General features: G+C 72.1%; 26 protein-coding genes and 1 riboswitch. Of the genes, 10 read left to right on the forward strand and 16 right to left on the reverse strand.

From position 1 onward, the window contains the following. Nucleotides 1-106: 106 nt before the first annotated feature. The gene (gndA, locus tag ACGFH9_RS10180; RefSeq protein WP_393217239.1) at nt 107-1,549 is read right to left on the reverse strand and encodes an NADP-dependent phosphogluconate dehydrogenase; all 1,443 of its coding nucleotides are present in this window, start codon (nt 1,547-1,549) and stop codon (nt 107-109) included. 121 nt (nt 1,550-1,670) lie between these two features. Further along, nucleotides 1,671-1,967, reverse strand: a complete 297-nt coding sequence (locus tag ACGFH9_RS10185) for an MTH1187 family thiamine-binding protein (RefSeq protein WP_355244165.1) — start codon at nt 1,965-1,967, stop codon at nt 1,671-1,673. A gap of 290 nt (nt 1,968-2,257) precedes the next feature. Here ACGFH9_RS10185 and ACGFH9_RS10190 point away from each other — a divergent pair, with 290 nt between their 5' ends. Further along, complete coding sequence (locus ACGFH9_RS10190; RefSeq protein WP_393217240.1) at nt 2,258-2,686, forward strand: hypothetical protein; 429 nt, start codon at nt 2,258-2,260, stop codon at nt 2,684-2,686. 153 nt (nt 2,687-2,839) lie between these two features. Here ACGFH9_RS10190 and ACGFH9_RS10195 read toward each other — a convergent pair whose 3' ends face one another. The 3 genes from ACGFH9_RS10195 to ACGFH9_RS10205 form a co-directional block, all read right to left on the reverse strand. Next, a complete protein-coding gene (locus tag ACGFH9_RS10195) occupies nt 2,840-3,640 on the reverse strand; it encodes an energy-coupling factor transporter transmembrane component T family protein (RefSeq protein ID WP_393217241.1) in 801 nt (266 codons plus the stop codon). A gap of 52 nt (nt 3,641-3,692) precedes the next feature. Beyond that, complete coding sequence (locus tag ACGFH9_RS10200) at nt 3,693-5,108, reverse strand: ABC transporter ATP-binding protein (RefSeq protein ID WP_393217355.1); 1,416 nt, start codon at nt 5,106-5,108, stop codon at nt 3,693-3,695. Between the two features lie 98 nt (nt 5,109-5,206). Next, nucleotides 5,207-5,794: an ECF transporter S component gene (locus tag ACGFH9_RS10205; protein ID WP_393217242.1), complete on the reverse strand. Its 588-nt coding sequence runs from the start codon at nt 5,792-5,794 to the stop codon at nt 5,207-5,209. A gap of 77 nt (nt 5,795-5,871) precedes the next feature. Next, a riboswitch (TPP riboswitch) is annotated at nt 5,872-5,976 on the reverse strand. A 107-nt stretch (nt 5,977-6,083) separates the two neighbouring features. Here ACGFH9_RS10205 and ACGFH9_RS10210 point away from each other — a divergent pair. The 5 genes from ACGFH9_RS10210 (at nt 6,084) to ACGFH9_RS10230 (ending at nt 11,314) form a co-directional block, all read left to right on the forward strand. Beyond that, nucleotides 6,084-6,914 (forward strand): alpha/beta fold hydrolase, encoded by an 831-nt coding sequence (locus ACGFH9_RS10210; RefSeq protein WP_393217243.1) that lies wholly within the window; start codon nt 6,084-6,086, stop codon nt 6,912-6,914. Nucleotides 6,915-6,953: 39 nt separating this feature from the next. Next, the gene (locus ACGFH9_RS10215) at nt 6,954-7,760 is read left to right on the forward strand and encodes an aminoglycoside N(3)-acetyltransferase (protein ID WP_393217244.1); all 807 of its coding nucleotides are present in this window, start codon (nt 6,954-6,956) and stop codon (nt 7,758-7,760) included. After that, nucleotides 7,757-8,506, forward strand: a complete 750-nt coding sequence (locus ACGFH9_RS10220; RefSeq protein WP_393217245.1) for a sugar isomerase domain-containing protein — start codon at nt 7,757-7,759, stop codon at nt 8,504-8,506. Before ACGFH9_RS10215 ends, ACGFH9_RS10220 begins: the two co-directional genes overlap by 4 nt. A gap of 153 nt (nt 8,507-8,659) precedes the next feature. Next, on the forward strand, nt 8,660-9,163 hold the full coding sequence (locus ACGFH9_RS10225) for a DUF6328 family protein (protein WP_355051276.1): 504 nt from the start codon (nt 8,660-8,662) through the stop codon (nt 9,161-9,163). 105 nt (nt 9,164-9,268) lie between these two features. Continuing rightward, nucleotides 9,269-11,314, forward strand: a complete 2,046-nt coding sequence (locus ACGFH9_RS10230; RefSeq protein ID WP_393217246.1) for an acyl-CoA dehydrogenase family protein — start codon at nt 9,269-9,271, stop codon at nt 11,312-11,314. A 143-nt stretch (nt 11,315-11,457) separates the two neighbouring features. Here the strand turns inward: ACGFH9_RS10230 and ACGFH9_RS10235 are convergent, their stop codons facing one another. The 9 genes from ACGFH9_RS10235 to ACGFH9_RS10275 form a co-directional block, all read right to left on the reverse strand. Then, entirely contained in the window at nt 11,458-11,625 is a 168-nt protein-coding gene (locus ACGFH9_RS10235) for a hypothetical protein (RefSeq protein WP_355051277.1), read from the reverse strand. A gap of 316 nt (nt 11,626-11,941) precedes the next feature. Beyond that, nucleotides 11,942-12,550 carry a hypothetical protein gene (locus tag ACGFH9_RS10240; RefSeq protein ID WP_393217247.1) on the reverse strand — a complete coding sequence of 203 codons (609 nt, stop codon included), beginning with the start codon at nt 12,548-12,550 and terminating at the stop codon, nt 11,942-11,944. 92 nt (nt 12,551-12,642) lie between these two features. Next, complete coding sequence (locus ACGFH9_RS10245; RefSeq protein ID WP_393217248.1) at nt 12,643-12,858, reverse strand: hypothetical protein; 216 nt, start codon at nt 12,856-12,858, stop codon at nt 12,643-12,645. Nucleotides 12,859-12,864: 6 nt separating this feature from the next. Next, nucleotides 12,865-13,263: a Fur family transcriptional regulator gene (locus ACGFH9_RS10250; RefSeq protein WP_393217249.1), complete on the reverse strand. Its 399-nt coding sequence runs from the start codon at nt 13,261-13,263 to the stop codon at nt 12,865-12,867. After that, nucleotides 13,260-13,559, reverse strand: a complete 300-nt coding sequence (locus ACGFH9_RS10255; RefSeq protein ID WP_282257156.1) for a metalloregulator ArsR/SmtB family transcription factor — start codon at nt 13,557-13,559, stop codon at nt 13,260-13,262. Before ACGFH9_RS10255 ends, ACGFH9_RS10250 begins: the two co-directional genes overlap by 4 nt. Nucleotides 13,560-13,672: 113 nt before the next feature. Then, a complete protein-coding gene (locus ACGFH9_RS10260) occupies nt 13,673-14,539 on the reverse strand; it encodes a metal ABC transporter permease (protein ID WP_393217356.1) in 867 nt (288 codons plus the stop codon). 2 nt (nt 14,540-14,541) lie between these two features. Next, nucleotides 14,542-15,303, reverse strand: coding sequence for a metal ABC transporter ATP-binding protein (locus ACGFH9_RS10265; protein WP_393217250.1), 762 nt, complete (start codon nt 15,301-15,303; stop codon nt 14,542-14,544). Further along, a complete protein-coding gene (locus ACGFH9_RS10270) occupies nt 15,300-16,250 on the reverse strand; it encodes a metal ABC transporter substrate-binding protein (protein ID WP_393217251.1) in 951 nt (316 codons plus the stop codon). The genes ACGFH9_RS10265 and ACGFH9_RS10270 overlap by 4 nt, the downstream gene beginning before the upstream one ends. Before the next feature lie 54 nt (nt 16,251-16,304). After that, nucleotides 16,305-16,562, reverse strand: coding sequence for a hypothetical protein (locus ACGFH9_RS10275; protein ID WP_355244210.1), 258 nt, complete (start codon nt 16,560-16,562; stop codon nt 16,305-16,307). A gap of 29 nt (nt 16,563-16,591) precedes the next feature. On the opposite strand from ACGFH9_RS10275, the gene ACGFH9_RS10280 reads away from it, so the two are divergent. The 4 genes from ACGFH9_RS10280 to dusB all read left to right on the forward strand — a co-directional run bounded on the left by ACGFH9_RS10280 (nt 16,592) and on the right by dusB (nt 20,168). Then, complete coding sequence (locus ACGFH9_RS10280) at nt 16,592-16,933, forward strand: antibiotic biosynthesis monooxygenase (protein ID WP_355244213.1); 342 nt, start codon at nt 16,592-16,594, stop codon at nt 16,931-16,933. Nucleotides 16,934-16,957: 24 nt separating this feature from the next. Next, nucleotides 16,958-17,437, forward strand: coding sequence for a hypothetical protein (locus ACGFH9_RS10285; protein WP_393217252.1), 480 nt, complete (start codon nt 16,958-16,960; stop codon nt 17,435-17,437). 114 nt (nt 17,438-17,551) lie between these two features. Next, complete coding sequence (locus tag ACGFH9_RS10290) at nt 17,552-18,931, forward strand: glycine--tRNA ligase (RefSeq protein WP_234587283.1); 1,380 nt, start codon at nt 17,552-17,554, stop codon at nt 18,929-18,931. 64 nt (nt 18,932-18,995) lie between these two features. Then, nucleotides 18,996-20,168 (forward strand): tRNA dihydrouridine synthase DusB, encoded by a 1,173-nt coding sequence (dusB, locus tag ACGFH9_RS10295; protein WP_393217253.1) that lies wholly within the window; start codon nt 18,996-18,998, stop codon nt 20,166-20,168. Between the two features lie 88 nt (nt 20,169-20,256). Here the strand turns inward: dusB and ACGFH9_RS10300 are convergent, their stop codons facing one another. Together ACGFH9_RS10300 and ACGFH9_RS10305 are read right to left on the reverse strand one after the other, a co-directional pair. Beyond that, nucleotides 20,257-20,916: a C39 family peptidase gene (locus tag ACGFH9_RS10300; protein WP_393217254.1), complete on the reverse strand. Its 660-nt coding sequence runs from the start codon at nt 20,914-20,916 to the stop codon at nt 20,257-20,259. A 498-nt stretch (nt 20,917-21,414) separates the two neighbouring features. Continuing rightward, a complete protein-coding gene (locus ACGFH9_RS10305) occupies nt 21,415-23,124 on the reverse strand; it encodes a beta-N-acetylhexosaminidase (protein ID WP_393217255.1) in 1,710 nt (569 codons plus the stop codon). Nucleotides 23,125-23,194: the final 70 nt, after the last annotated feature.

Raw genomic sequence — 23,194 nt, forward strand, 5'->3', positions numbered from 1 at the left:
AGCCGCGTCCACGAGAGGATCGCGCCCGAACATGGATGTAGTGGCCTCCCTGACACGGGAGGCCACTACATCGTGGATCGAGCACGATCATGTCGCGCGTCGTGCCTTACGCCGGGGACTCCGTCTTGTCGCCGGCCCAGGTGGTGTGGAACGAGCCCTCGCGGTCCACGCGCTGGTAGGTGTGCGCGCCGAAGTTGTCCCGTAGGCCCTGGATCAGCGCGGCGGGCAGCCGCTCGGCGCGCAGCGCGTCGAAGTACGCCAGCGACGACGAGAACGCCGGCGTCGGCACACCCGCCTGCGCCGCGTCGGCCACCACCCGCCGCCAGCTCGGCACGCCGGCGCTGACCGCCTCGGCGAAGTACGGCGCGACCAGCAGCGTCGGCAGGTCGGGCTGCTCGTCGTACGCCTCGCGGATGCGGTTCAGGAAGCGCGCCCGGATGATGCAGCCACCCCGCCAGATGGTCGCCGTGCCGCCCAGGTCGATGTCCCAGTCGTACTCCCTGCTGCCGGCCCTGATGTGGTCGAAGCCCTGGGCGTACGCGACGATCTTGGAAGCGAGCAGCGCCCGGCGGACGTCCTCGACGAACGCGTCCCGGTCGGCCACCTGCCACTTGTCACCGGCGTCCGGGAAGGCCCGGCGGGCCGCCTCGCGCTGGTCGACGTGCCCGGACAGCGAGCGCGCGAACGTCGCCTCGGCGATCCCGGTGATCGGAATGCCCAGGTCGAGGGCGCTCTGCACGGTCCACCGGCCGGTGCCCTTCTGCTCGGCCCGGTCCTGCACGATGTCGACGAACGCGCGGCCGGTCGCCGCGTCGGTGTGCGCCAACACGTCGGCGGTGATCTCGATGAGGAACGACTCCAGCTCGCCGTTGTTCCAGTCGCGGAAGATCTCGGCGATCTCCGCCGGCGTCGCGTCCAGACCGGCCCGCAGCAGGTCGTACGCCTCGGCGATGAGCTGCATGTCGGCGTACTCGATGCCGTTGTGCACCATCTTGACGAAGTGCCCGGCGCCGTCCGGCCCGACGTGCGTGCAACACGGCACACCGTCCACCTGGGCGGCGATCTTCTCGAACATCGGCCCGAGCTTCGCGTACGACTCGGTGGAACCGCCCGGCATGATGCTCGGCCCCAGCAGCGCGCCCTCCTCGCCGCCGGAGACGCCGGTGCCGCTGAAGTGCAGCCCCTGCGCACGCAGCGACTCCTCGCGGCGGCGGGTGTCGGCGAAGTGGGCGTTGCCGCAGTCGACGATGATGTCGCCCTCGTCCAGCAGAGGCACCAGCTCGTCGATGACCGCGTCGGTGGGCGCACCCGCCTTGACCATCACGATCACCGCGCGGGGCCGTTCCAGCGACGCCACGAAGTCGGCCATCGACTCACCGGGCACGAAGGTGCCCTCGTCACCGTGCTCGGCGACAAGGCTGCGGGTGCGTTCCGGGGACCGGTTGTGCACCGCCACGGTGAAGCCGTTACGGGCCAGGTTGCGGGCCAGGTTGCGGCCCATCACCGCCAGCCCGGTCACGCCGATCTGCGCTGTCGCCTGCTGAGCCATTCGTGCCGCCACCTCTCGCCGTCGAACTGTCCCTGCGACCGTATCGCGGCACACGGCATCGCGGGCAGGTCGTCCCACGGCGGGTCACCGCCTGGTCGCGGCCCGTCCGTCCACCCGTCGCTCAGCGCTGGGCGAGTCGTTCCTCCACACGCGCCACCTTCGCGGTGAGCGCGTCGGTGACACCGGGCCGGACGTCTGCCTTGAGGACGACGCTCACCCGGGGCGCCTGCGCGGCCACCACGTCGACCGCCCGCTTCACCACCGCCATCACCTCGTCCCACTCGCCCTCGACGGTGGTGAACATGGCATCGGTCCGGTTCGGCAGCCCGGACTCGCGGACCACCCGTACCGCCTCGGCCACGAGGTCGCCCACGGAGTCGCCGCCCCCGAGCGGGGTGATCGAGAACGCGATCAGCATGCGCCGATCGTGCCAGTAAACAGGGTGCGCGTCTCCTCGTGTGATGGTTAAGGTTCCGGCATGCGTAACTGACGCCCCATTTCCGAGCCGGTCCGCCGCCCCGCGTCGCGGTCCGTGCGCTCCCGGGCGTCGCACGTCTCCCTACCCGCCGTTCGGCGGCGTCGAGCCTTCCTGATCCCCGGTGAGCAGTCCCTTCCCATCCGACCGTCGCGCGCGACGGTCACCAGCCGATTCGACCGACCGCCGGAGCGCGGGAACGGCCGGGACGGTCGGCACCGAAGGAGGCCCGGATGCCCGCCAGGCGTAACCCGAAGAAGTCCCGTACCCCCAAGATGTCCCCGCCCGGACAAGTTCCGGCGGCCGACCACGGCCCGGCGACTGGTCGCGGCACGATCCTGCCGGCCAGCCCCGATGTCGCGGTCGAACCGGCCCTGCCAGCGGCCCTGGTCGAACCGGCGGCGCCGACGCTGCCGGCGGCTCTGGTCGACCCGGCGGCGGCCGCCGAGCCGCTCCGGCCCGGAGCGGTCCCGGCCGACGCGGCGCTGCCCGTCGACGTGCCGGCGGCTGTCGACGCGCCTGCGGTGGAGGATCTGCCCACGCCGGTCAGTCGACCGTCGGCACCGACGGCCGGGCCGCCCACGGGCGGGGGCAACCGGTCGGCCGGCGGCCGTAGCCAGGCGGCGGGGCAGACCCGCCGCTACGCCTTCCGGCGTAGCTGACCGAGCCGTGCGCCCGCGCCGGCGCACGACTCCGCGACAGCAACGTCAGGGATGTAGTGGCTTCCCACGCTGGCGAGGCCACTACATCCCTGACGTTGCGCGGATCCTGCCGCCGGCGCGGGGCGGGCGCACGGCGGTCGGGTGCGGGCGGCGTCAGCCGAGCAGGGGACGGAAGGTGCCGGCCAGGATACTTGTCGTCAGCGCCGCGCCGGCCAGCGTGAACGCGCCGACGACGAGCAGTGTGTCGGCGAGACCGAAGTGCTGGCGGCGCGCGACGGTACGGGGTGTGTCGGCGTCGAACCCGCGGGCGTCCATCGCGACGGCCAGCCGGGTACCTCGGCGGATCGCGCCGACCAGCAGCGCGAACGCCGTGGACGCGAACAGCCGCAGCTTCGCCACAGGGTTGCGTCCGGCGTCCACGCCCCGTGCCCGGCGGGCCATGCTGATCATCTGCCATTCCTGGCCCAGCAGCGGTACCAGCCGGAACGCGGCCAGCGCTCCGACGGCGAACCGCGCCGGCGCCTTCGCGTTCTGGATCAACGCGTCCGCCAGGTCGGTCGGGTCGGTGGTGGCGAAGACGATCACGCCGGGCAGGGCCACCGCGAAGATCCGCAGCACCAGGCCGAGCGCGGTGAGCAGCACGCCGGTGCTCACCAGCACCGGGCCGGCGTCCAGCAGGACGCGACCGGACTGGTCGGCGGCGAAGAGCACCAGGGTGACCAGGATGCCGACGGCGCTGAGCAGCAGCGGCAGGGCACGCCGGGCCAGCACCCGGTAGCGGAGGCCGAACAGCGGCAGGACCGCGAGTTCGACGGCGATGGCGATCGCGGGCGCCAGCGGGTCGAGCGTGGCCAGCAGGGTGAACGAGAAGAGCAGTGCGGCGGCGAGCTTCGCCACCGGGTTGCGCCGGGCCAGCGGCGCCCCGGGCCGGGCGACCGGTTCGATGCTGATCATCGGTGAACCTCCCGTCCGGCGTCGAGGCGTCGGTCGCGACGCGCCGGCACGGTCACGACCGCTCCAGGGTGACGGTGCGGTCGGCGAGCGCGGCGACGAAGTCCACGTCGTGGGTGACGCTGACGACGCCGTGCCCGGCGTCGCGCAGGTCGGCGAAGAGGTCGACCAGCTCGCCCCACGTCCGCCGGTCCTGGCCGAAGGTGGGCTCGTCGCAGATCAGCAGGCGGGGCGCGGTGGCCAGGGCCGTCGCCACGCTGAGGCGTCGCGCCTCGCCGCCGGAGAGGGTGTACGGGTTGGCCGCCGCGAGCCTGGTCAGCCGTAGCCGCTCCAGCAGTCCGGCCGCCGTCTCCTTGACCGCCGCCTCGGGTTGGCCCGTCCGGCGTGGGCCGAGCGCCAGCTCGTCGAAGACGGTGCCGGTGACGAACTGGTGCTCCGGTTCCTGGAAGACCGACCCGATCCGTCGGGCCAGCGCGGGCGCGCGCCAGCGGTGCGGGGGAGTGCGGTGGTGGGCGCCGGCCAGCTCGGCCGAGGCGGTGACCCGGCCCGTGCCCGGTTTGAGCAGCCCGCCGAGCAGCAGCGCCAGGGTGGACTTGCCGGCGCCGTTCGGTCCGCGCACGGCGAGGGCCTCTCCGGCGCGTACCGTCAGATCGGTGGAGCCCAGCCGGGGCGGCAGGCCGAGCCGGTCGGCGGTGAGCAACACGTCGCCGGCCGCGGCGGTGGCCCGGCGCGGCGCGACGGGATGGCCGGGCACCCAGACCCCCTCGGCGGCGAGGGTGTCGCCGTGCGCGGCGAAGACCACGTCGGGCGTGCCGTCGGCGCGGACCCCACCGCCGGGCTCCAGGACGACCACCCGGTCGACCAGGGGCAACGCCTCGGCGACCCGGTGTTCGACCAGGATCAGGGTGGTGTCGGCGTCCAGTGCGCCCGCTACGGCACCCCGGACCAGGGCAGCCCCGTCCGGGTCGAGGTTGGCGGTGGGCTCGTCGAGCAGCAGCAGGCCGGGCCGCAGCGCCAGCGCGCCCGCCAGGGCGAGACGCTGCTGCTCGCCGCCGGAGAGGGCGGCGGTGCCGCGGTCCCGGGGGTACGGGAAGCCGACCCGCCGTAGCGCCTCGTCGACCCGTGGCCAGATCTCGTCGGTCGGTACGCCCCGGTTCTCCAACCCGAACGCGACGTCGTCGCCGCTGCGTGCCATCACCAGCTGGGTCTGCGGGTCCTGGAAGACGATGCCGACCCGTTCCCGGCCCTTGCGGGGGTCGAGCCCGTCGATCTCGACGGTGCCCTCCTGCTCACCGGAGTCCTCCGCCAGCAGCCCGGCCAGCGCGCTGAGCAGGGTGCTCTTGCCGGCTCCCGAGGGCCCGAGCAGCAGGACCCGCTCGCCGTCCTCCACCCGGAGATCCACCCCGCGCACGGCCCAGGCCCGCCGCCCGGCGTGCCGCCACCCGAAACCCCGCAGCAGTACGCCCACGATCCCTCCCTCATCCATGTCCTCGCCGGTGATCAAGAGGTTCGCGTCGGAATTCCGCCTGCCGATGACGCGAACCTCTTGATCACGGGGTGCGCGCAGGTCTAGATCAGCGCGCGGGTTCGGCCGGAGGGGAGGCGGTCCAGGGCGCCGGTGTTGGCCAGGGCGCGGGTGAGCAGCCAGCCGCCGACACCCGCGATGATCGTGGCGCTGACGATGGTGAGCAGCGCGTACGGGATGCGGTAGTCGCCCAGCGCGTAGTCCGCGTTCCAGACGAAGAAGTCGAACAGGGCCGCGCTGAGGCCCGTCAGCGCGCCGGCCAGCACGGCGGTCGGCAGCCGGTACGACCGGTAGCGGAACGCGGCGAACGCCAGCTCGGCCCCGATACCCTGCACGATGCCCTGCGGGATCACCGTGCCGGCCCACTGGCTGCCCAGCAGCGCGGAGACGACCGCGGCCACCGTCTCGCAGTAGAGCGCGGCGCCGGGCTTGCGGATGACCAGCCCGCCGACCACTGCCGGCAGCAGCCACACGCCGTAGATCAGCGTCTGCGCCGGTGGGAAGAAGGCGAACGCGCCCTCGGTGGCGCTCCAGACCAGGCCCCAGGCCCAGAAGATGACGCCGAAGGCAACCGCGATCACCGAGGCGACCACGATGTCGATCGTGCGCCAGCGGTGGGTGGTGTTGTCCATGCTGTGCTCCCAGTTCAGTGAAACGAACCAGGAGAAGACGCACGCCGCGCGTCCGGTGGCACCGGACTCACGGCGCGGCTGGAGGTCGACCGAACTCCCTGCGCTGGCATTACCCAGATCAGGTTCGAGGGTCTGCGGGCGTGCCCGCACTCTCAGCGCTGTGCGCTCCCCTGTCGGATGTGAAGTTGTCTCGCTGACGCTAGCACCGACCAGGGGTAACAGCCCAGCAGGGCGTCGTGACGTGCGCGCATCCGGGCCGGCACGACGACGGCTGGGTAGGCTGACGATCATGCAGGTCGACGCGCGGGGTCTGACGTTCGAGGTACGCACCGGCGGCCCGTCCGACGGCGCCCCCGTCCTGCTCCTGCACGGTTTTCCGCAGCACAGCGGCGAGTGGGACGAGGTCGTGCCGCCCCTGCACGCCGCCGGCCTGCGCACGTACGCGCTGGACCAGCGGGGCTACTCGCCGGGTGCCCGGCCCGCCGAGGTGGCGGGGTACCGCATCCCCGAACTGGTCGCCGACGCGGTCGCGGTGCTCGACGCGCTCGGTCTGGACGCCGTGCACCTGGTCGGCCACGACTGGGGCGCGATAGTGGCCTGGGCGGTGGCCGCCGCGCACCCCCGGCGCGTCCGTACGTTGACCGCGGTGTCGGTGCCCCATCCGGCGGCCATGGCGCACGCGCTCGCCACCGACGGCCAGCAGAAGGCCCGCTCGTCGTACATCGCGCTGTTCCGCAAACCCGGCAAGGCCGAGAAGGTGCTGTTGGCGTGGCACGCGACGGCGCTGCGCAAGCTGCTGGGCGGGGTCGGCGACGCCTCCCGCGTCGACCGCTACGCCGACCCGATGCGCGAGCCGGGCGCACTGACCGCCGCCCTGAACTGGTACCGGGCCATGTCCCGTGCCGACCTGGCCGCCGTCGGCCCGGTCGCCGTACCGACCACGTACGTGTGGAGTGACCGGGACGTCGCGATCGGCCGGGCCGCCGCCGAGGCGTGCGCCGCGAACGTGACCGGCGACTACCTCTTCGTACCCCTGGCCGGGGTGAGCCACTGGATCCCGGACGCCGCGCCCGCCGCGCTGGCCGAGGCGGTCCTGGCGCGGGTCGCCGGGACGGCCTGAGCCGTGCCGGGCCGGGGGAACGTGGGACGGGGGAACGCCGTGACCGCGCCCGTGGGCGGGCCGGGCACCCGCCGGTCCATCGCCGCGGAGCTGCGCCTCCTGGGGGTACGCCCCGGATCGACGGTGCTGGTGCACGCCGGGATGCGCCCACTGGGCTACGTCTGTGGCGGGCCGCAGGCGCTGGTGCTGGCCCTGCGTGACGCCCTCGGTCCGGATGGCACCATCGTGGTGCCCACCCACACACCTGACAACAGCGACCCGGCGCAGTGGCGGAACCCACCGGTGCCGGTGGACTGGTGGCCGTTGATCCGCGCCGAGATGCCCGGCTTCGACCCGGTGCTCACGCCGAGCCGGCACATGGGTGTGTTCGCCGAGACGGTCCGCTGCTGGCCGTCGGCGCTGCGCAGCGGGCACCCCCAGGTGTCCTTCGCCGCGCTCGGCCCGGCGGCCGAGCGGGTGGTCGCCGGGCACACCCTGGCCGACATGCTCGGCGAGGGATCTCCGCTGGCCCGGCTCTACGACCTGGACGCCGACGTGCTGCTGCTCGGGGTCGACCACGGCGTCAACACGTCGCTGCACCTGGCCGAGTACCGCCGACCCGCCGTCGTGCGTGAGCGACTGGGCGCGGCGGTGCGGACCGCCGACGGTGGCCGCGAATGGGTGTGGTGGCAGGACGTCCGGATCGACGGAAGTGACTTCGGCGCGCTGGGCCGCGACCTCGACGACACGGCGGTGGTCCGCGTCGGCCCGGTGGGCGCCGGAACGGCGAGGTTGGTGGGCCAGCGGGCGGCTGTCGACTTCGCGGCGCGGTGGTTCGCCCGCAACAGACGGACGGAGGACGTATGACGGTGAGCGCCGAGGACTACCTGACCGTGGTGACCGAGACGATGGCCCGGGTCGCCGCCAGCCAGGCCGAGGCCGTGGGCCGGGCCGCCGATCTGATCGCCGACGCGGTACGCGCCGACGGGGTGGTGCACGCCTTCGGTACCGGGCACTCGGAGGCCCTCGCCATGGAGATCGCCGGTCGGGCGGGCGGGCTGGTGCCCACCAACCGGATCGCCCTGCGGGACCTGGTGCTGCTCGGCGGCGAGCCGGCCGACGTGCTCGGGCCGCTGCTGGAGCGGGACCCGGCGGTGGCGCACCGGCTCTACGAGCTGGCCCCCGTACGGCCCGCCGACGTCTTCGTGCTCGCCTCGAACTCCGGGGTCAACGGCGCGATGGTCGAGTTCGCCACGCTGGTCAAGGAGCGGGGCCATCCGCTGGTGGCGATCACCTCCGCGCAGCACTCCGGCCGGATGACCTCCCGCCACCCGTCCGGACGCACGTTGGCCGATTTCGCCGACGTGGTGCTCGACAACGGCGCACCGTACGGCGACGCGACGCTGCCGCTGCCGGGCGGCGGCGCGGTCGGCGCGGTCTCCTCGATCACGGCCGCGCTCCTGGCCCAGCAGGTCACCGTGGAGGTGGTCGCCCGGATACTCGCGGCGGGGGAGCGGCCTCCGGTCTACCTGTCGGCCAACATCCCGGACGGGGACGCGCACAACAACGCGCTGGAGGCCCGGTACGTCGGTCGGATTCGCCGCGGGTCCTGACCCGGTCCGGTCGATCGACGTCGTGGTGTCCGGGGGTGGCCGGCAGATGGCCGGGACATGTCGTGAACCAGTTTCGCGCTCGGCCGTGTGGGGCATTGACGTTGCTGCCGGCGGCCGGGACCGCCGGCAGTACCGTCTGACCGGAGGTAGCGCGTGTCCAAGGAGACCGAGAAGCAGCGTTGGCAGCGCAACTTCGCCGACCTGCTCCAGGAGTTGCGGGTCGCCCAGACCGGCGTGCAGATCCTCTTCGCCTTCCTGCTCACCCTGCCGTTCAGCAACGGGTTCACCCGGACCAGCGAGTTCCAGCGGGACGTCTACATCGTCGCCCTGCTCGCCGCTGCCGCCGCCACCGCGATGATCATTTCGCCGGTGGCGTTCCACCGGGCGCTGTTCCGCCAGGGGCGCAAGCCGGAGCTGGTGCGGTTCGCGCACCGCATGGCGACCGGCGGCCTCGGCTTCATGCTCATCGCGATGGTCAGCGCGGTCCTGCTGATCACCGACTTCGTGCTGGACCGGCCGATCGCCTTCGTGCTCAGCGCGCTGGCCGGCCTCTGGTTCCTCGTCTTCTGGGTGATCCTGCCGTTCGCTCGACGCAACTGGGGTGACGACGACATCGACGACGAGGACGACGACCCGGACACGCTTACCGTGGGCTGATCTCCCTCGATGTTCACGCCACGCTACCCCTGGGTAACAACCGGGGGTAGCGTGGCGTTAGTCGCGCACGTCGACGCAGCCACATCGAGTTTCGAGGGGGCAGCCGTGACCACGACACAGGACGGCCGACCGGCACCGGACGGCCCCGATCCCGAAGCCGCCGCCGGCACCGCCGCGCCGACCACCGCCGGAGCCGCTGCCCCGCCCACCGCTGGCACCGCCGCCCCGCTGGCCGCCGAGGCCGGTCAGGTCTCCGAGAAGGAGGCCCGCAGGGTCGCCGAGGCGGCCCGCGAGTCCACCTGGGACCGTCCCAGCTTCGGCAAGGAGCTGTTCCTCGGCCGGTTCCGGCTCGACCTCATCGACCCGTGGCCGCGCTCCGACCCGGACGACGCGGCCCGTGCCGAGAAGTTCCTCGGCCAGCTCCGCGCCTTCGTCACCTCCGAGGTGGACGGCGCGGCCATCGAGCGGGACGCCTCCATCCCCGACTCCGTCTTCCACGGGCTCGCGGACCTCGGCGCGTTCGGCATGAAGATCGACCGGAAGTACGGCGGCCTGGGGCTGAGCAACCTGCACTACTGCCGTGCCCTCATGCTGGCCGGCTCGGTCAGCCCGGCGATCGGCGCGCTGCTCTCGGCCCACCAGTCGATCGGCGTGCCGCAACCGCTCAAGATGTTCGGCACCGCCGAGCAGAAGCAGCGTTTCCTGCCCCGACTCGCCGCGGGTGAGGTCTCCGCGTTCCTGCTCACCGAGCCGGACGTCGGCTCCGACCCGGCCCGGCTCGCCACCACCGCCGAACCGACCGAGGACGGCACCGGCTACCGGCTCAACGGCGTGAAGCTCTGGGCCACCAACGGCACCGTGGCCACCCTGCTGGTGGTGATGGCCCGGGTACCCGCCGCCGATGGGCGACGCGGCGGCATCACCGCGTTCGTGGTGGACGGTGACAGCGCCGGCATCACCGTGGAACGGCGCAACGAGTTCGTCGGCCTGCGCGGCCTGGAGAACAGTCTGACCCGCTTCCACGACGTGTTCGTGCCCGCCGAGAACGTCATCGGCGGCGAGGGCAAGGGACTCAAGATCGCCCTCACCACGCTGAACACCGGCCGGCTCTCCCTGCCTGCCATGTGCGTCGGCGCCGGCAAGTGGGCGTTGAACGTCGCCCGGGGATGGGCCGCCGACCGCGTCCAGTGGGGCCGTCCGGTGGGCGCGCACGAGGCGGTCGCCCATAAGCTCTCCTTCATCGCCGCCACCACGTACGGCATGGAGACCATGCTCGACCTGTGCTGCCTGCTCGCCGACGACGACCGCAACGACATCCGGATCGAGGCGGCGCTGGTCAAGCTCTACGCCAGTGAGATGGCCTGGAAGATCGCCGACGAGTTGGTCCAGATCCGGGGCGGGCGCGGCTACGAGACGGCCGACTCGCTGGCCGCCCGCGGTGAACGCCCGGCCACCGTCGAGCAGGTGCTCCGCGACCTGCGCATCAACCGGATCTTCGAGGGCTCCACCGAGATCATGCACCTGCTGATCGCCCGGGAGGCCGTCGACGCCCACCTGTCGGTGGCCGGCGACATCATCGACCCGGAGGCGGGACTCGGCCGCAAGGCCCGCGCCGGCGCCCGCGCGGGAGCGTTCTACGCGAGGTGGTTGCCGACCCTCACGGTCGGCAAGGGCCAGAGCCCATCGGCGTACGCCGAGTTCGGCCCCCTCGCCGGCCACCTGCGCCAGGTGGAACGCTCCTCGCGCAAGCTGGCCCGCTCGACGTTCTACGCGATGTCCCGCTGGCAGGGAAAGATGGAGCGCAAGCAGGCGTTCCTCGGGCGGATCGTGGACATCGGCGCGGAACTGTTCGCCATGTCCGCCGTCTGCGTCCGGGCAACCGCCGAGCGCAACACCCGCCCGGAGAACGTCGAGCTGGCCGACCTGTTCTGCCGACAGGCCCGGGTCCGGGTGGATGCCCTGTTCGCGGCCCTCTGGGACAACACCGACTCGGTCGACACCGCCGCCGCCAAGCGGATCCTCACCGGCCGCTACGCGAGCGTCGAAGAGGGCGTGGTCACCCCGTCCGACGAGTTGCCCTGGGTGGCCCGCTGGCAGCCCGGCCCGTCCACGGCCGAGGACGTCCGGCGCCGTATCCCGCCGAAGCCGTAACCCGCCGGTCGCGCCGGTCGCGCCGGTCGCGCCGGTCGCGCCGGTCGCGGCGCAAGATCGTGCTCGATCCTGGATCTGGTGGCATCAGTCGGAGTGCGAGGCCACTACTCCCTGGATCGAGCACGATCTTGTGGCGTGCCGTGTCAGCGTGCTACCGCCCAGGCCAGCACTCCCGCCAGGATCAGACCGTTCAGCCCGGCCAGGGCGAGGTACGCGGCGGGTGGGATCTTCTTGCCCCGGCGGACGAAGGAGACCAGAACGGCGGCGTAGCCGAGCAGCAGTACGGCGATGACGATCAGGAAGTAGAACACCCGACGACCTTAACGGCCTGGATCCGCAGGCAGACTGCGGCAGGCGGGGGTGACAGGCGGTTGATCCACACCAGGTCACCGATCTGGTGGCATCCAGCAGCCCGGACACCCCCAGATCGCCGACCTGGTGTCGATCACGGTCAGCCACCCCGCCTCCGCCGTGCGGATCTTGCGGCGGTACACGCGGACACGGGCTCACGCACGAAGCACGCGCTCACGAGCAGAGCGCGGCTCACGTGGAGCACGGGCCGCCGCGCGCACAATGCGCTCACGCGCTCAGCGCGCCCGCAGACGGGCCCGGCCGGGCCGGTCGGGCTCAGCGGCCTTTGTTGCGCAGGCCGAGTTGGCGTAGCTCCAGCGCGGCCAGGGCGTCGACTGTCTCGTCGTCGCCGCGTCGCCAAGCCTCGGCGACGTCGGGGGCGATCCGGGTCAGCCGACCCAGCGGTTGGGTGGCCAGCGCGCGGAGCGCGAGCAGGTCCCGCCCTGCGGGCCCGGCGGCCAGTTTCGCGGCCGATCCGGCCCGGCGCATCCAGCGCAGCCGCAGCGGCAGCCAACCGAAGAGCACCAGGCCGAGCGGAAAGATCAGCACTGCGACAGTGAGGGCGAGGGCGAGCTGGTCGACCAGGTGCTGCTGCTCCCGGCCGGCGTCGGCGAGCCCTCGGGCGGCGTCGGCGGCACGCTGGAAGGGCGCGGTCAGTTCGTCACCGACCAGCGGCACCCGGCGAACCTTGCCGCCGGCGTCGGCGAGGTTGTCGGCGAGGCCGCCGCCGGCGCCCTCCAGCTTCTGTCCGGGTACGGCGAGCTTCTGCACCAGGTCGTGCAGCCAGAGTGCGGCGCGGATCGCGACGTACACCCAGACGACGACGAGCAGGTCGGTGAGCAACTGGCGGACGGCGGTCGGAAACCGATCGGCGTAGATCTTCACGCCGGACAGCGTGCCACGAACGACAGCGGCCCGGCACCCGTCGATCGGTGCCCGGGAAGGTCCCCGGCCGGAGCGCCGCAGCCGGGCCCCGATCAGACTGGCCGCAGGTCCACCGAAAGCACGGTGGAGCAGCCCACCGCCGTTCCGTCGACGTACGCGACCTCGAGGATGTTGCGCTGGGCGCGAGCGACGATCTCGTCGGCCGACAGGGGAGCCGTGGGGATGATCGAGTTGTGGATGTGCTGCCAGTCCAGCAGTGCCAGTGCACTGTCGGTCGGCTGGACCGGCGTGAACCGAAGATCCGTCACGGCTGGTCAGCGCACACACGCGGGGCAGGTGCCGAAGATCTCCACGGTGTGGCTGACGTCGGCGTAGCCGTGCTCGGCGGCGACCCGGTCGGCCCAGCTCTCCACCGCCGGGCCGGCCACCTCGACCGTACGGCCGCAGGCCCGGCAGACCAGATGGTGGTGGTGCCCCTCGCTGCACCGGCGGTAGAGGTGCTCTCCACCCGGCGGGCGCATCACGTCGATCTCGCCCGCGTCGGCCAGCCCCTGCAGGGTGCGATAGACGGTGGTCAGGCCGACCCGCTCGCCGCGCTGCCGGAGCATCGCGTGCAGATCCTGGGCGCTGTGGAAGCCCTCCATCTCGCCCAGCAGCGCGCTCACCGCCGAGCGCTGACGGGTGTTGCGCACCGCGGCGCCGCTCTCGCTCATGATCCCTCCCCCGCGTGGCTGACCGCGTCCGCCACGATGTGCGCGACGTGCTCGTCGACCAGGCTGTAGGCGATCTCCCGGCCCCGGCGGGAGCCGCGCACCACGCCCGCTCCGCGCAGGACCCGCAGGTGCTGGGAGACCAGCGGTTGGGCGGCGCCCAGCTTTTCGACCAGCTCGTGCACACATCGTTCGCCGTCGGCGAGTTCGCTGACGATGGCCAGCCGGATGGGCGCCGACAGGGCTCGGAGCAGTTCGCTGGCTCCGTCGAAACCCTCGTAGCCTGTTGCGCTGGTCATCTTGTAACGGTAACCAATACCACCGACATCCGCCGATCAGGCTGAAGGCGTGTGCCGAAGCCCCTGGCGGGCCTGCGGCGGGTCCAGACGAGCGAGGGCGTTGACGACACGCCCTAGTCCAGGACTACCTCGTGCGGCTCGACGGCCGGTACGGGCGCTGGCGCGGCGCGGCGGCGCAGCCCACGCCAGATCGCGCCGGCGACGGCCACCACCAGGAACGAGGCGATCGCCAGCAGCACCACCGAGGCCCCCGGTGGGGTGTCGGCGTTGGCGGCCACCCAGACGCCGGAGCCGGCGGCGAAGAATCCGAGCGCCATGGCGGCGGTCATCGTGCTGCGGAAGCCCCGGGTGACCTGCTGGGCGGTGGCCACCGGAACCACCATCAGCGCGCTGATCAGCAACACCCCGACGGCCCGCATCGCGATGGTCACCGTGACCGCGGTGGTGACCGCGATCAGCAGGTTGAGGGTGCGCACCGGCAGGCCGGAGACGCGGGCGTACTCCTCGTCGTGGCTGATCGCGAAGAGCGCCGGCCGCAGGGCGATCATGGTGATCAGGATCGCCGCACCGAGCACTCCGACGGTGACCAGGTCGGCCATCGACGTGGAGAGCAGAGATCCGAAGAGGTAGGCGTTGAGGTTGGCGCTCGTGGCGTCCGAGAGGCCGACCAGCAGGACGCCACCGGCGATGCCGCCGTAGAAGAGCAGGGCAAGGGCCAGGTCGCCGGAGGTACGTCCACGAGCGCGGACCAACTCGATGGCGATCGCGCCGGCGGTGGCGACGAGCACCGCCACCAGCACCGGCGAGCGGTTCAGGAGCAGGCCTGCGCCGACGCCGGTCAACGCCACGTGTCCGATGCCGTCGCCGATCAGCGTGAGCCGCCGCTGCACCAGGTAGATGCCGAGCGCCGGCGCGGCGAGGCCGATCACCAGCGCGCCGATCAGGGCACGCTGCATGTAGGGGTACTGGAAGAGTTCCATTGTCAGTTGCTCCACAGCCCGGCGGGCTCGTCGGGACCGTGCGGGTGCACGTGGTCGTGGTCGGGCTCCGCGTGGTGGCCGGCCGGGTCCGGAACCGGGCCGTCGTGACAGATGCCGCCCTGGTGGACGACGACCGCCCGACTGATCACCGGTCGCAGCGGGCCCAGCTCGTGGGCCACCAGCAGGACCGTGCCGCCGTCGGCGACGAAGTCGCGCAACGCGCCGGCGAACGCCTCCTGGCTGGCCGCGTCCACCCCGGCGGTGGGCTCGTCGAGGATCAGCAGTTCCGGCTGGCCGGCCAGCGCGCGGGCGATCAGGGTGCGCTGCTGCTGACCGCCGGAGAGGGTGGACACCGGATCGGTGGCCCGGTCGGCGAGTCCGACCGCGTGCAGAGCCGCGTCGACGGCGACCCGGTCGGCCGCGCCGGGCGGGCGCAGGATGCCCCGGCGGGCCAGTCGACCGGAGGCCACCACCTCGCGGACGGTGGCGGGCACGCCTCCGCCGGCGCCGAGGCGCTGCGGGACGTACCCGATGCGCTGCCATTGGCGGAACTGGCGCAACGGCCGGTCGAAGAGGGTGATCGAGCCGGCGCCCAGCGGCACCAGGCCGAGGATCGCGCGGATCAGCGTGGACTTTCCGGAGCCGTTGGCGCCGAGCACCGCGACCACCTCTCCGGCGGTCACGGTGAGTGAGATGTCCCGGAGCACGGGACGGCCGTCGTAGCCGACCGCGCCGTGCTCGACGGTGATGACGGGGGTGCTCACGAGCAGCTCAACGCCGTCCGCAGGGTCTGCAGGTTGGTACGCATCACCGAAAAGTAGTCGGCGTCGCTGCCAGGGGCGAGTCCTTCGATCGGATCGAGCACCGCGGTCTTCGCGCCGACCTGGCCGGCGATCGTCTCGGCGACCTTCGGGCTGACCAGCGACTCGAAGAAGATCGTGCTGGCTCGGTGCTCCTTGGCCTCCTCGACGACCTGGGCGAGTCGCTGCGGCGAGGGCTCGACGTCGGGGCTCAGCCCGGTGATGCCGACCTGTTGGAGGCGGTTGCGGTCGGCCAGGTAGCCGAAGGCGGCGTGGCTGGTCACGATCTCCCGCCGCTGGCAGGTCGCCAGCCCCTTGCTGAACTCGCCGTCGAGGGCGGTCAGGTCGGCGCGCAGGCTCGCGGCGCGGGCGGTGTACCCGGCGGCATGGCCCGGGTCGACCGTGCCGAGCTGGTGGGCGAGCTGGTCGCCGATGGCGGCGAGCCGGGTGGGGTCGAGCCAGACGTGCGGGTCCTTGGCGTGCTCGTGCCGCTCTTCGCCCTGTTCCTCCTCGCCCTCGTGGTTGTGGCCCCCGGCGCTCGCGTCCAGGAGCGGTTGCACGCTTGCCACGTCGAACACGCGGGCGTCGTCGTCCTGCGCGATCGCCTCGTCCACCGCGGGCTGGAAGCCCTTCAGGTAGACGATCAGTTCGGCCTCGGTGATGTCGCCGACCTGGCGTGGGCTCAGTTCCAGGTCGTGCGGCTCGGCGCCGGGCTTGGCCAGGTTGGTGACGCGGACGTCGTCACCGCCGACGCGCTCGGCGAGGAACTGGAGTGGGTAGAACGCGGCCACCATGTCTACCCGTTGGGGATCGGCGCCGGCCGGGCCACCGGTGGAGCAGCCGGCGACGGCACCCAGGGCGAGCAGGGCGGTCGCGGCGGCCAGGACGCGGGGCGTGGTGCGGTTGGTCATGTCCCCAACTGTCGGTGGTAACGACAATGATTGTCAAAAACGCATGCTTGCATGTCAGAGCAGCTTCGCCAGACCCACCGTGACCAGCAGCGTCAGCATCAGCAGCCGGATCAGCCGGGTCTGCGGCGCCTGAACCGACCACGTGGTCGCCAACAGGGCGATCAGGGCGGCGGCGAGGGCCAACGTCAGCACCCCACCGACCGCCCCCGGCGTGAAGAACGCCACCAGCACCACCACCAGGGCGAGCAGGAACACCGACGTCGGGTTCGCCCCGGCCAGACGGGCCAGCAGGGGGCGCTGCGTACGCTGCATCCCACAGACTCTACGAGGAGGAACCCCCGGTGCTGGTGACCAACCGGTTCGTGGTCGACGTCGATACCGCCGACGGCTTCACCGAACGGGCGCACGCCGCCCTCACCGCGCTCGCCGCCTGCCCCGGCTACCTGCGCGGTCAACTGGTCCGGGCCCTGGACGACCCCCGGTACTGGTCACTTGTCACCGAGTGGGAGTCGGTCGGCACCTACCGGCGGGCGCTGGGCGCCTTCGAGGTCAAGGTGAGCGCGGTGCCGCTGCTCGCCGAGTCGGTCGACGAGCCGTCCGCGTACGAGGCGCTGGCCAACGCCGCGCCCGGGGGAGCCGTGGTGGTCGCCGAGAGTGATCGGGCCGCTGGTCCTTACCGCTGAGCCGTCGGGCACTACCCTGCTCCTATGACCGCACCCGCCCCGCCGCCCGGTCCCGGTGTGGCTCCGCCGTTCGCCGCACCGCCCACCGAAGGTCGGCGGACCCGGCTCTGGATCGGCCTCGGCGTCGGCGCCCTCGCCGTGCTGCTCTGCTGTGGCGGCGGAGGCACGGCCGTCGTCGGCCTGGCCGTGAGCGGCGTGCAGGCGGTACGCGAGCAGGGCCGTACGGTGACCGGCGACTACTACCAGGCGCTCGTCGAGCACAACTACGGCAAGGCGTACGACCAGCTCTGCGACGACGCGCAGCGGCGTGAGTCCCGCCCCGAGTTCGAACGGCGGGCGGCCGCCGAGCCGCAGGTCACCGGGTTCCGGGTGGGCGAGGTGGACACCACCAACCTGACCGTCGGAGTCGACGTGACCCTCGACGGCGGCGAGCGGGAGCGGCAGCAGGTCAGCCTGGGCCAGGACGGTCAGACCGGTGGCATGGAGGTCTGCGGGGTGAGCTGACCCGCCCCCGGTATTCTGCTGGGCTCGGGACGCCGGTGGTCGTACCGTTGTCCCGAACCGACCGATCCATCCACATCTCGCCCCCGCCGACCGCCAGCCGGCGTAGGAGGAAACATGCCAGCCGACCGTATCGACGCCGTCGTCAGCCTCGCCAAGCGCCGAGGCTTCGTCTTCCCCTCCAGCGAGATCTACGGAGGCACCCGGTCGGCGTGGGACTACGGTCCGCTCGGCGTGGAGCTGAAGGAGAACGTCCGCCGGCAGTGGTGGAAGACCATGGTCCAGCAGCGCGACGACGTCGTCGGCCTGGACTCCGCGGTGATCCTGGCCCGCAAGGTGTGGGAGGCGTCCGGCCACATCGCCGAGTTCGTCGACCCGCTCACCGAGTGCCAGTTCTGCCACAAGCGGTTCCGGGCGGACCACATCGAGGAGGCGTACGAGGCCAAGCACGGCCACGCGCCCACCTCGCTCGCCGAGGTCAACTGCCCCAACTGCGGCAACAAGGGCACCTTCACCGAGCCGAAGATGTTCAACGGCCTGATGAAGACGTACCTGGGCCCGGTGGAGAGCGACGAGGGGATGCACTACCTGCGCCCGGAGACCGCGCAGGGCATCTTCGTCAACTACAAGAACGTCGAGACGGTCGCCCGTAAGAAGCCGCCGTTCGGCATCGCGCAGACCGGCAAGTCGTTCCGCAACGAGATCACCCCGGGCAACTTCATCTTCCGGACCCGCGAGTTCGAGCAGATGGAGATGGAGTTCTTCGTCGAGCCGGGCACCGACGAGCAGTGGCACGAGTACTGGCTCCAGGAGCGCTGGAACTGGTACCTCGACCTCGGCCTCTCGGCGGACAACCTGCGCCTGTACGAGCACCCCGCCGAGAAGCTGTCGCACTACTCGAAGCGCACCGTCGACATCGAGTACCGCTTCCAGTTCGGCGGGACCGAGTTCGCCGAGCTGGAGGGTGTCGCCAACCGCACCGACTTCGACCTCTCCACGCACAGCAAGCACTCCGGCGTCGACCTGTCGTACTTCGACCAGACCAAGGGCGAGCGCTGGATGCCGTACGTCATCGAGCCGGCCGCCGGTCTGACCCGCGCGGTGCTCGCCTTCCTGCTGGAGGCGTACGACGAGGACGAGGCACCGAACACCAAGGGCGGCGTGGACAAGCGCACGGTGATGCGGTTCGACCCGCGACTGGCCCCGGTCAAGGTGGCGGTGCTGCCGCTGTCGCGCAACGAGGCGCTGTCGCCCAAGGCGAAGGACCTCGCCGCGCTGCTGCGCAAGCGCTGGGTGGTGGAGTTCGACGACTCGCAGGCGATCGGCCGCCGCTACCGTCGGCAGGACGAGATCGGCACCCCGTTCTGCGTGACCGTCGACTTCGACACGCTTGACGACAACGCCGTGACGGTCCGCAACCGGGACACGATGGGTCAGGAGCGCGTCTCCCTGGACCAGGTCGAGCGGTACCTGATCGAGCGCCTCCCCGGCTGCTGAGACACCGGGCACGGGGCCTCGGCCGACGCGATAAGCGCCGGTCGGGGCCCCGTACACTTGTGCGGTGACCGCCTCGACCGTGCCCGTGCTGCGCCCGTTGACCCTCGGGCCCTACGAGGTGTCGCCGCCGGTGGTGCTCGCGCCGATGGCCGGGATCACCAACATCGGCTTCCGTCGGCTCTGCCGCGAGCAGGGCGGCGGCATCTACGTCTGCGAGATGATCACGACCCGGGCGCTCGTCGAGCGGAACCCGAAGACGCTGCGCATGATCGCGTTCGGCGACGACGAGCAGCCGCGCAGCCTCCAGCTCTACGGCACCGACCCGGAGGTCACCGCCGCCGCCGTGCGGATCGTCGTCGAACGCAACCTGGCCGACCACATCGACCTCAACTTCGGCTGCCCCGTACCCAAGGTCACCCGGCGGGGTGGCGGCGCGGCGCTGCCGTGGCGGCGCCGGCTCTTCGCCCGCCTGGTGCAGGCCGCGGTGAACGCCGCGGCACCCTCCGGCGTGCCGGTCACGGTCAAGATGCGCAAGGGCATCGACGACGACCACCTGACGTACGTCGAAGCGGGGCTCGCCGCGCAGGAGGCCGGCGTGGCAGCGGTGGCCCTGCACGGGCGGACGGCCTCGCAGCGCTACTCGGGCACCGCCGACTGGGACGCGATCGCCACGTTGAAGCAGGCGCTGGACGTGCCGGTGCTCGGCAACGGCGACATCTGGGAGGCGGACGACGCGCTGCGGATGGTCGCCCACACCGGCGTCGACGGCGTGGTCGTCGGTCGCGGCTGCCTGGGCCGGCCGTGGCTCTTCGCCGACCTGGAGGCCGCCTTCAACGGTCGGCCGGAGCGGCGGCTGCCCACCCTCGGCGAGGTGGCGGTGACCATGCGCCGGCACGCCGAGCTGCTTGTCGACCAGTTCGTGGCCGGCGCCCGCAACCCGGCCCGGGGTGAGCGGGACGGCTGCACCGACTTCCGCAAGCACGTCGCCTGGTACCTGAAGGGCTTCCCGGTCGGCGGCGAACTGCGCCGCTCGCTGGCGATGATCGAGAGCCTGGCCCAGCTCGACGACCTGCTCGGCAAGCTCGACCCGGCGGAGCCCTTCCCGCTGACCGCCCTGGGGCAGCCGCGCGGTCGTACCAACTCGCCGGGCAAGGTCGCCCTCCCGGACGGCTGGCTGGCCAGCCGGGACGACGACACCGTCCCCGAGGGCGCCGAGATGGACGACTCCGGCGGCTGACCGCACGCCGCCTTTCTTCGGCGGAAACGCCGCAAGGGCCAGACCCCACGATCGGGGTCCGGCCCTTGTCGGTGGTGCGGGTCGCGGGTCAGCTGGTGGCGTAGCCGCGGGTGGCGATCCAGTCGGCCAGGTGCTCGATGGTGATCTGGTACGAGGCGAAGTCCGGGTTGGCGGAGTCCGCGATCGTGACGACGTTGCCGTTGTCGCGGTAGCCGGTCACGCTGATGTAGTGCCCGCCCTCGTAGGAGTGGGTGTTGCCGTCGGTGTCGGTGCTGGTGCCGGCGATGTTGGCCACCACGGCCCGACCGTCGTCCACGGTCTTGACCACGTCGGCGCGCAGCGTGTCGGTCTGCTTGGCGTCGGCGTCCGGGCTGCTGATCTCCACCGAGTGGTAGGCGTCGGCCTTGCCGGTCTCCTTGTTCAGCACCGGGGTGATGTCGTTGATGCTGTTGGTGCCGGCCTCGGTGGTGCCCATCTCCTTGGCCATGGCGTCCACGTCGATGTTCTTACCCTGCACGCTCAGCGCGTTACGGGTGGCGGCCGGGCCGCAGTAGTAGAAGTTCGGCTGCGCCTCGTAGCGCACGCCGAGCTCGCGCTCGCCGTGACCCTTGCGGTCGGACACCGTCTGAGTGGTGGGCTTGGCGTCGGCCATGGCGTACGCGGCGGTCACCGGGCCGGCGATCGCGCCGCCGGTGAAGGCGAGGCCAGCGGCGGTCAGAGCGGTCTTACGAATCAGATCGGTACGCATGATGGCGTGCTCCTCTGCTTCATCGGGGGATACGCGACGACACACCGGGGGGTGTGCCGGGCGGAACGTTCACGGGGACCGGCCCGGCGACCCGACAGGGCCTGCTCAGGGGAGTCCCGGAGGGTGGTGCAACGGTCCGCGGTGGCGGATCATTCCGCCAGGCCAGGGGGCTTTTTCGGACCGGGGGCTGGCCCGTGGTGCTCGGCCGTGCGGGGGGTGTAACGACGCCGGCCGGGCGGGTGTTCCCGGCCGTGGCCATCGCGCACCGCGACCCGGAAGGCTCGGCGACCCGGAGGTACAACGACCCCGCCCGGCCCGCGATTCCGCCCCGACGATGACGCCGACCACAACGCAGCACGGCCCACGATGGGACAAACCTCTCAGGCGCGACATGCGGCAGTGGATCACGGCGGATGTCGGGGTATCCGGGCGTGCGGGATGCCCCGACATCGGCGATCCCGAGTCGATCATCGCCGGGTTGGCGACCTCGGGGCGTCTTCAGCGTTCTGCGGTGTCCGACTTCGCGGCGGGGCGTTGGCCCGGGATGGTCGGAGTGGCCGGCCAGGGGACCTCGGGGCTGCGGTGGAAGGTGATGCCGGCGGTGGACCAGCGCGGTCCGTGCCCGGCCAGGCGTTCGCGGAACCTGGCCCAGTCGTGTGTCGTACGGGGTGACCAGCCCAGTTCGGCGATGGCGGGCAGCCGGGGGAGCAGCAGGAACTCGATGTCGGCGAGCGAGGTGACCGACTCGGTCCACAGCGGGGCCTCCACCCCGAGTACGGCCGTGGTGGGCACGTCGGTGACGTGTGTGCCCGGGTCCCAGTCGTACGCGCGGCGTACGTCGATCAGGCCAGCCCAGTCGTGTCCGATCGGGGTGTCCTCGGCGTACTTCATGTCCAGGTAGGCGTGGTTGCCGGGGGAGACGATCAGACGAGCGCCTCGGCGGACGGCGTCGGCGGTGGCGGGGTCGGCGGTGTCCGTGCCCCACCATTGCAGGACCCGTCCGTCGACGTGTGCGGCCGGTGCGAGCTGGTGCCAGCCCACGACGGTCTTGCCGGTGTCGGCGACGATCCGTTGCGCCCTCTCCACGAAACCGGTGTAGACCTCGCCCTTGACCTTGTACGCCTCGTCGCCGCCGATGTGCAGCCATGGCCCCGGGGTGAGGGCGGCGACCTCGCCGAGCACGTCGGTGACGAAGTCGTACGTGCGCTCGTCGGCCGGGTCGACGTAGCTGAAACCGACCTCGGTGCCGGTGTACGGCGGCGGCGCGACCTTGTCCGGTGCCAGCTCCGGATACGCGACGAGCGCCGCGTTGGTGTGGCCGGGCAGGTCGATCTCCGGGACGAGGGTGACGTGCCGGGCGGACGCGTACGCGACGATCCGCCGGTAGTCGTCCTTGGTGTAGTGCCCGCCCGGGCCGTCGCCGACCTCGCTCGCGCCACCGACGGTGGCCAGCCTCGGCCAGGAGTCGACGGCGATGCGCCAGCCCTGGTCGTCGGTGAGGTGTAGGTGCAGGTGGTTGAGCTTGTAGCGGGCCAGGTGGTCGACCACCCGTAGGACGTCCTCGACGGCGAAGAAGTGTCGCGCCACGTCGAGCATCGCGCCCCGGTACGGGAAGCGGGGACGGTCGAGGATCGTGCCGCCGGGCAGCGCCCAGCGGGCGGCCACCGGGGTCGGGCTCTCCACGGCGGCGGGGAGCAACTGCCGGAGCGTCTGGACGCCGTAGAAGAGACCGGTGGTGGTCTCGGCGACGACGCGCACCCCGCTGCCGCTCACGTCGAGCCGGTAGCCCTCCGCCCCGAGGTCGGCGCTTCCGCCGGTGGTGACCGGCGGCGGGGTCGTACCGGCCAGGGTGAGCGTCATCGGGCCGGCTGGATCGACTGCGAGCGCGTCGGCGACGGGCAGCGGGAGTCCGGTCGCCGGTCGGAGCAGCTCGGCAAGGTGGTCGGCCACCTCCCGGGCGCCCGGGTGCGTGGTGACCCGGATGGCCGTGTCGCCGGTGAGCACGAACGTCGTCCCGGGGTCCGCTTCGAGGAGTTCCGGTGCCGGCACGACGTCATCGAGGCGTACCGGCGGGGCGAGCAGGTCGTCGCCGGCCGTTCGGGCGGCGAGCGCCGCCAGGTCGCCGGCCTCCGGCTCGTGCGGGTGCAGGACGGCAGCGTCGGCGGTGGTCGGATCGGGCGTGGGGGAGGAGATTCCGAGGGTGGACACGACGGCTCCGGCAGGGGTTATTTCGCGTCGGATATGGCAAAAGTGAGCTTCGGTAAACCAGTGTCGTCAA

It is taken from the genome of Micromonospora sp. NPDC049102, assembly GCF_043197485.1.
GTDB lineage: Bacteria > Actinomycetota > Actinomycetes > Mycobacteriales > Micromonosporaceae > Micromonospora.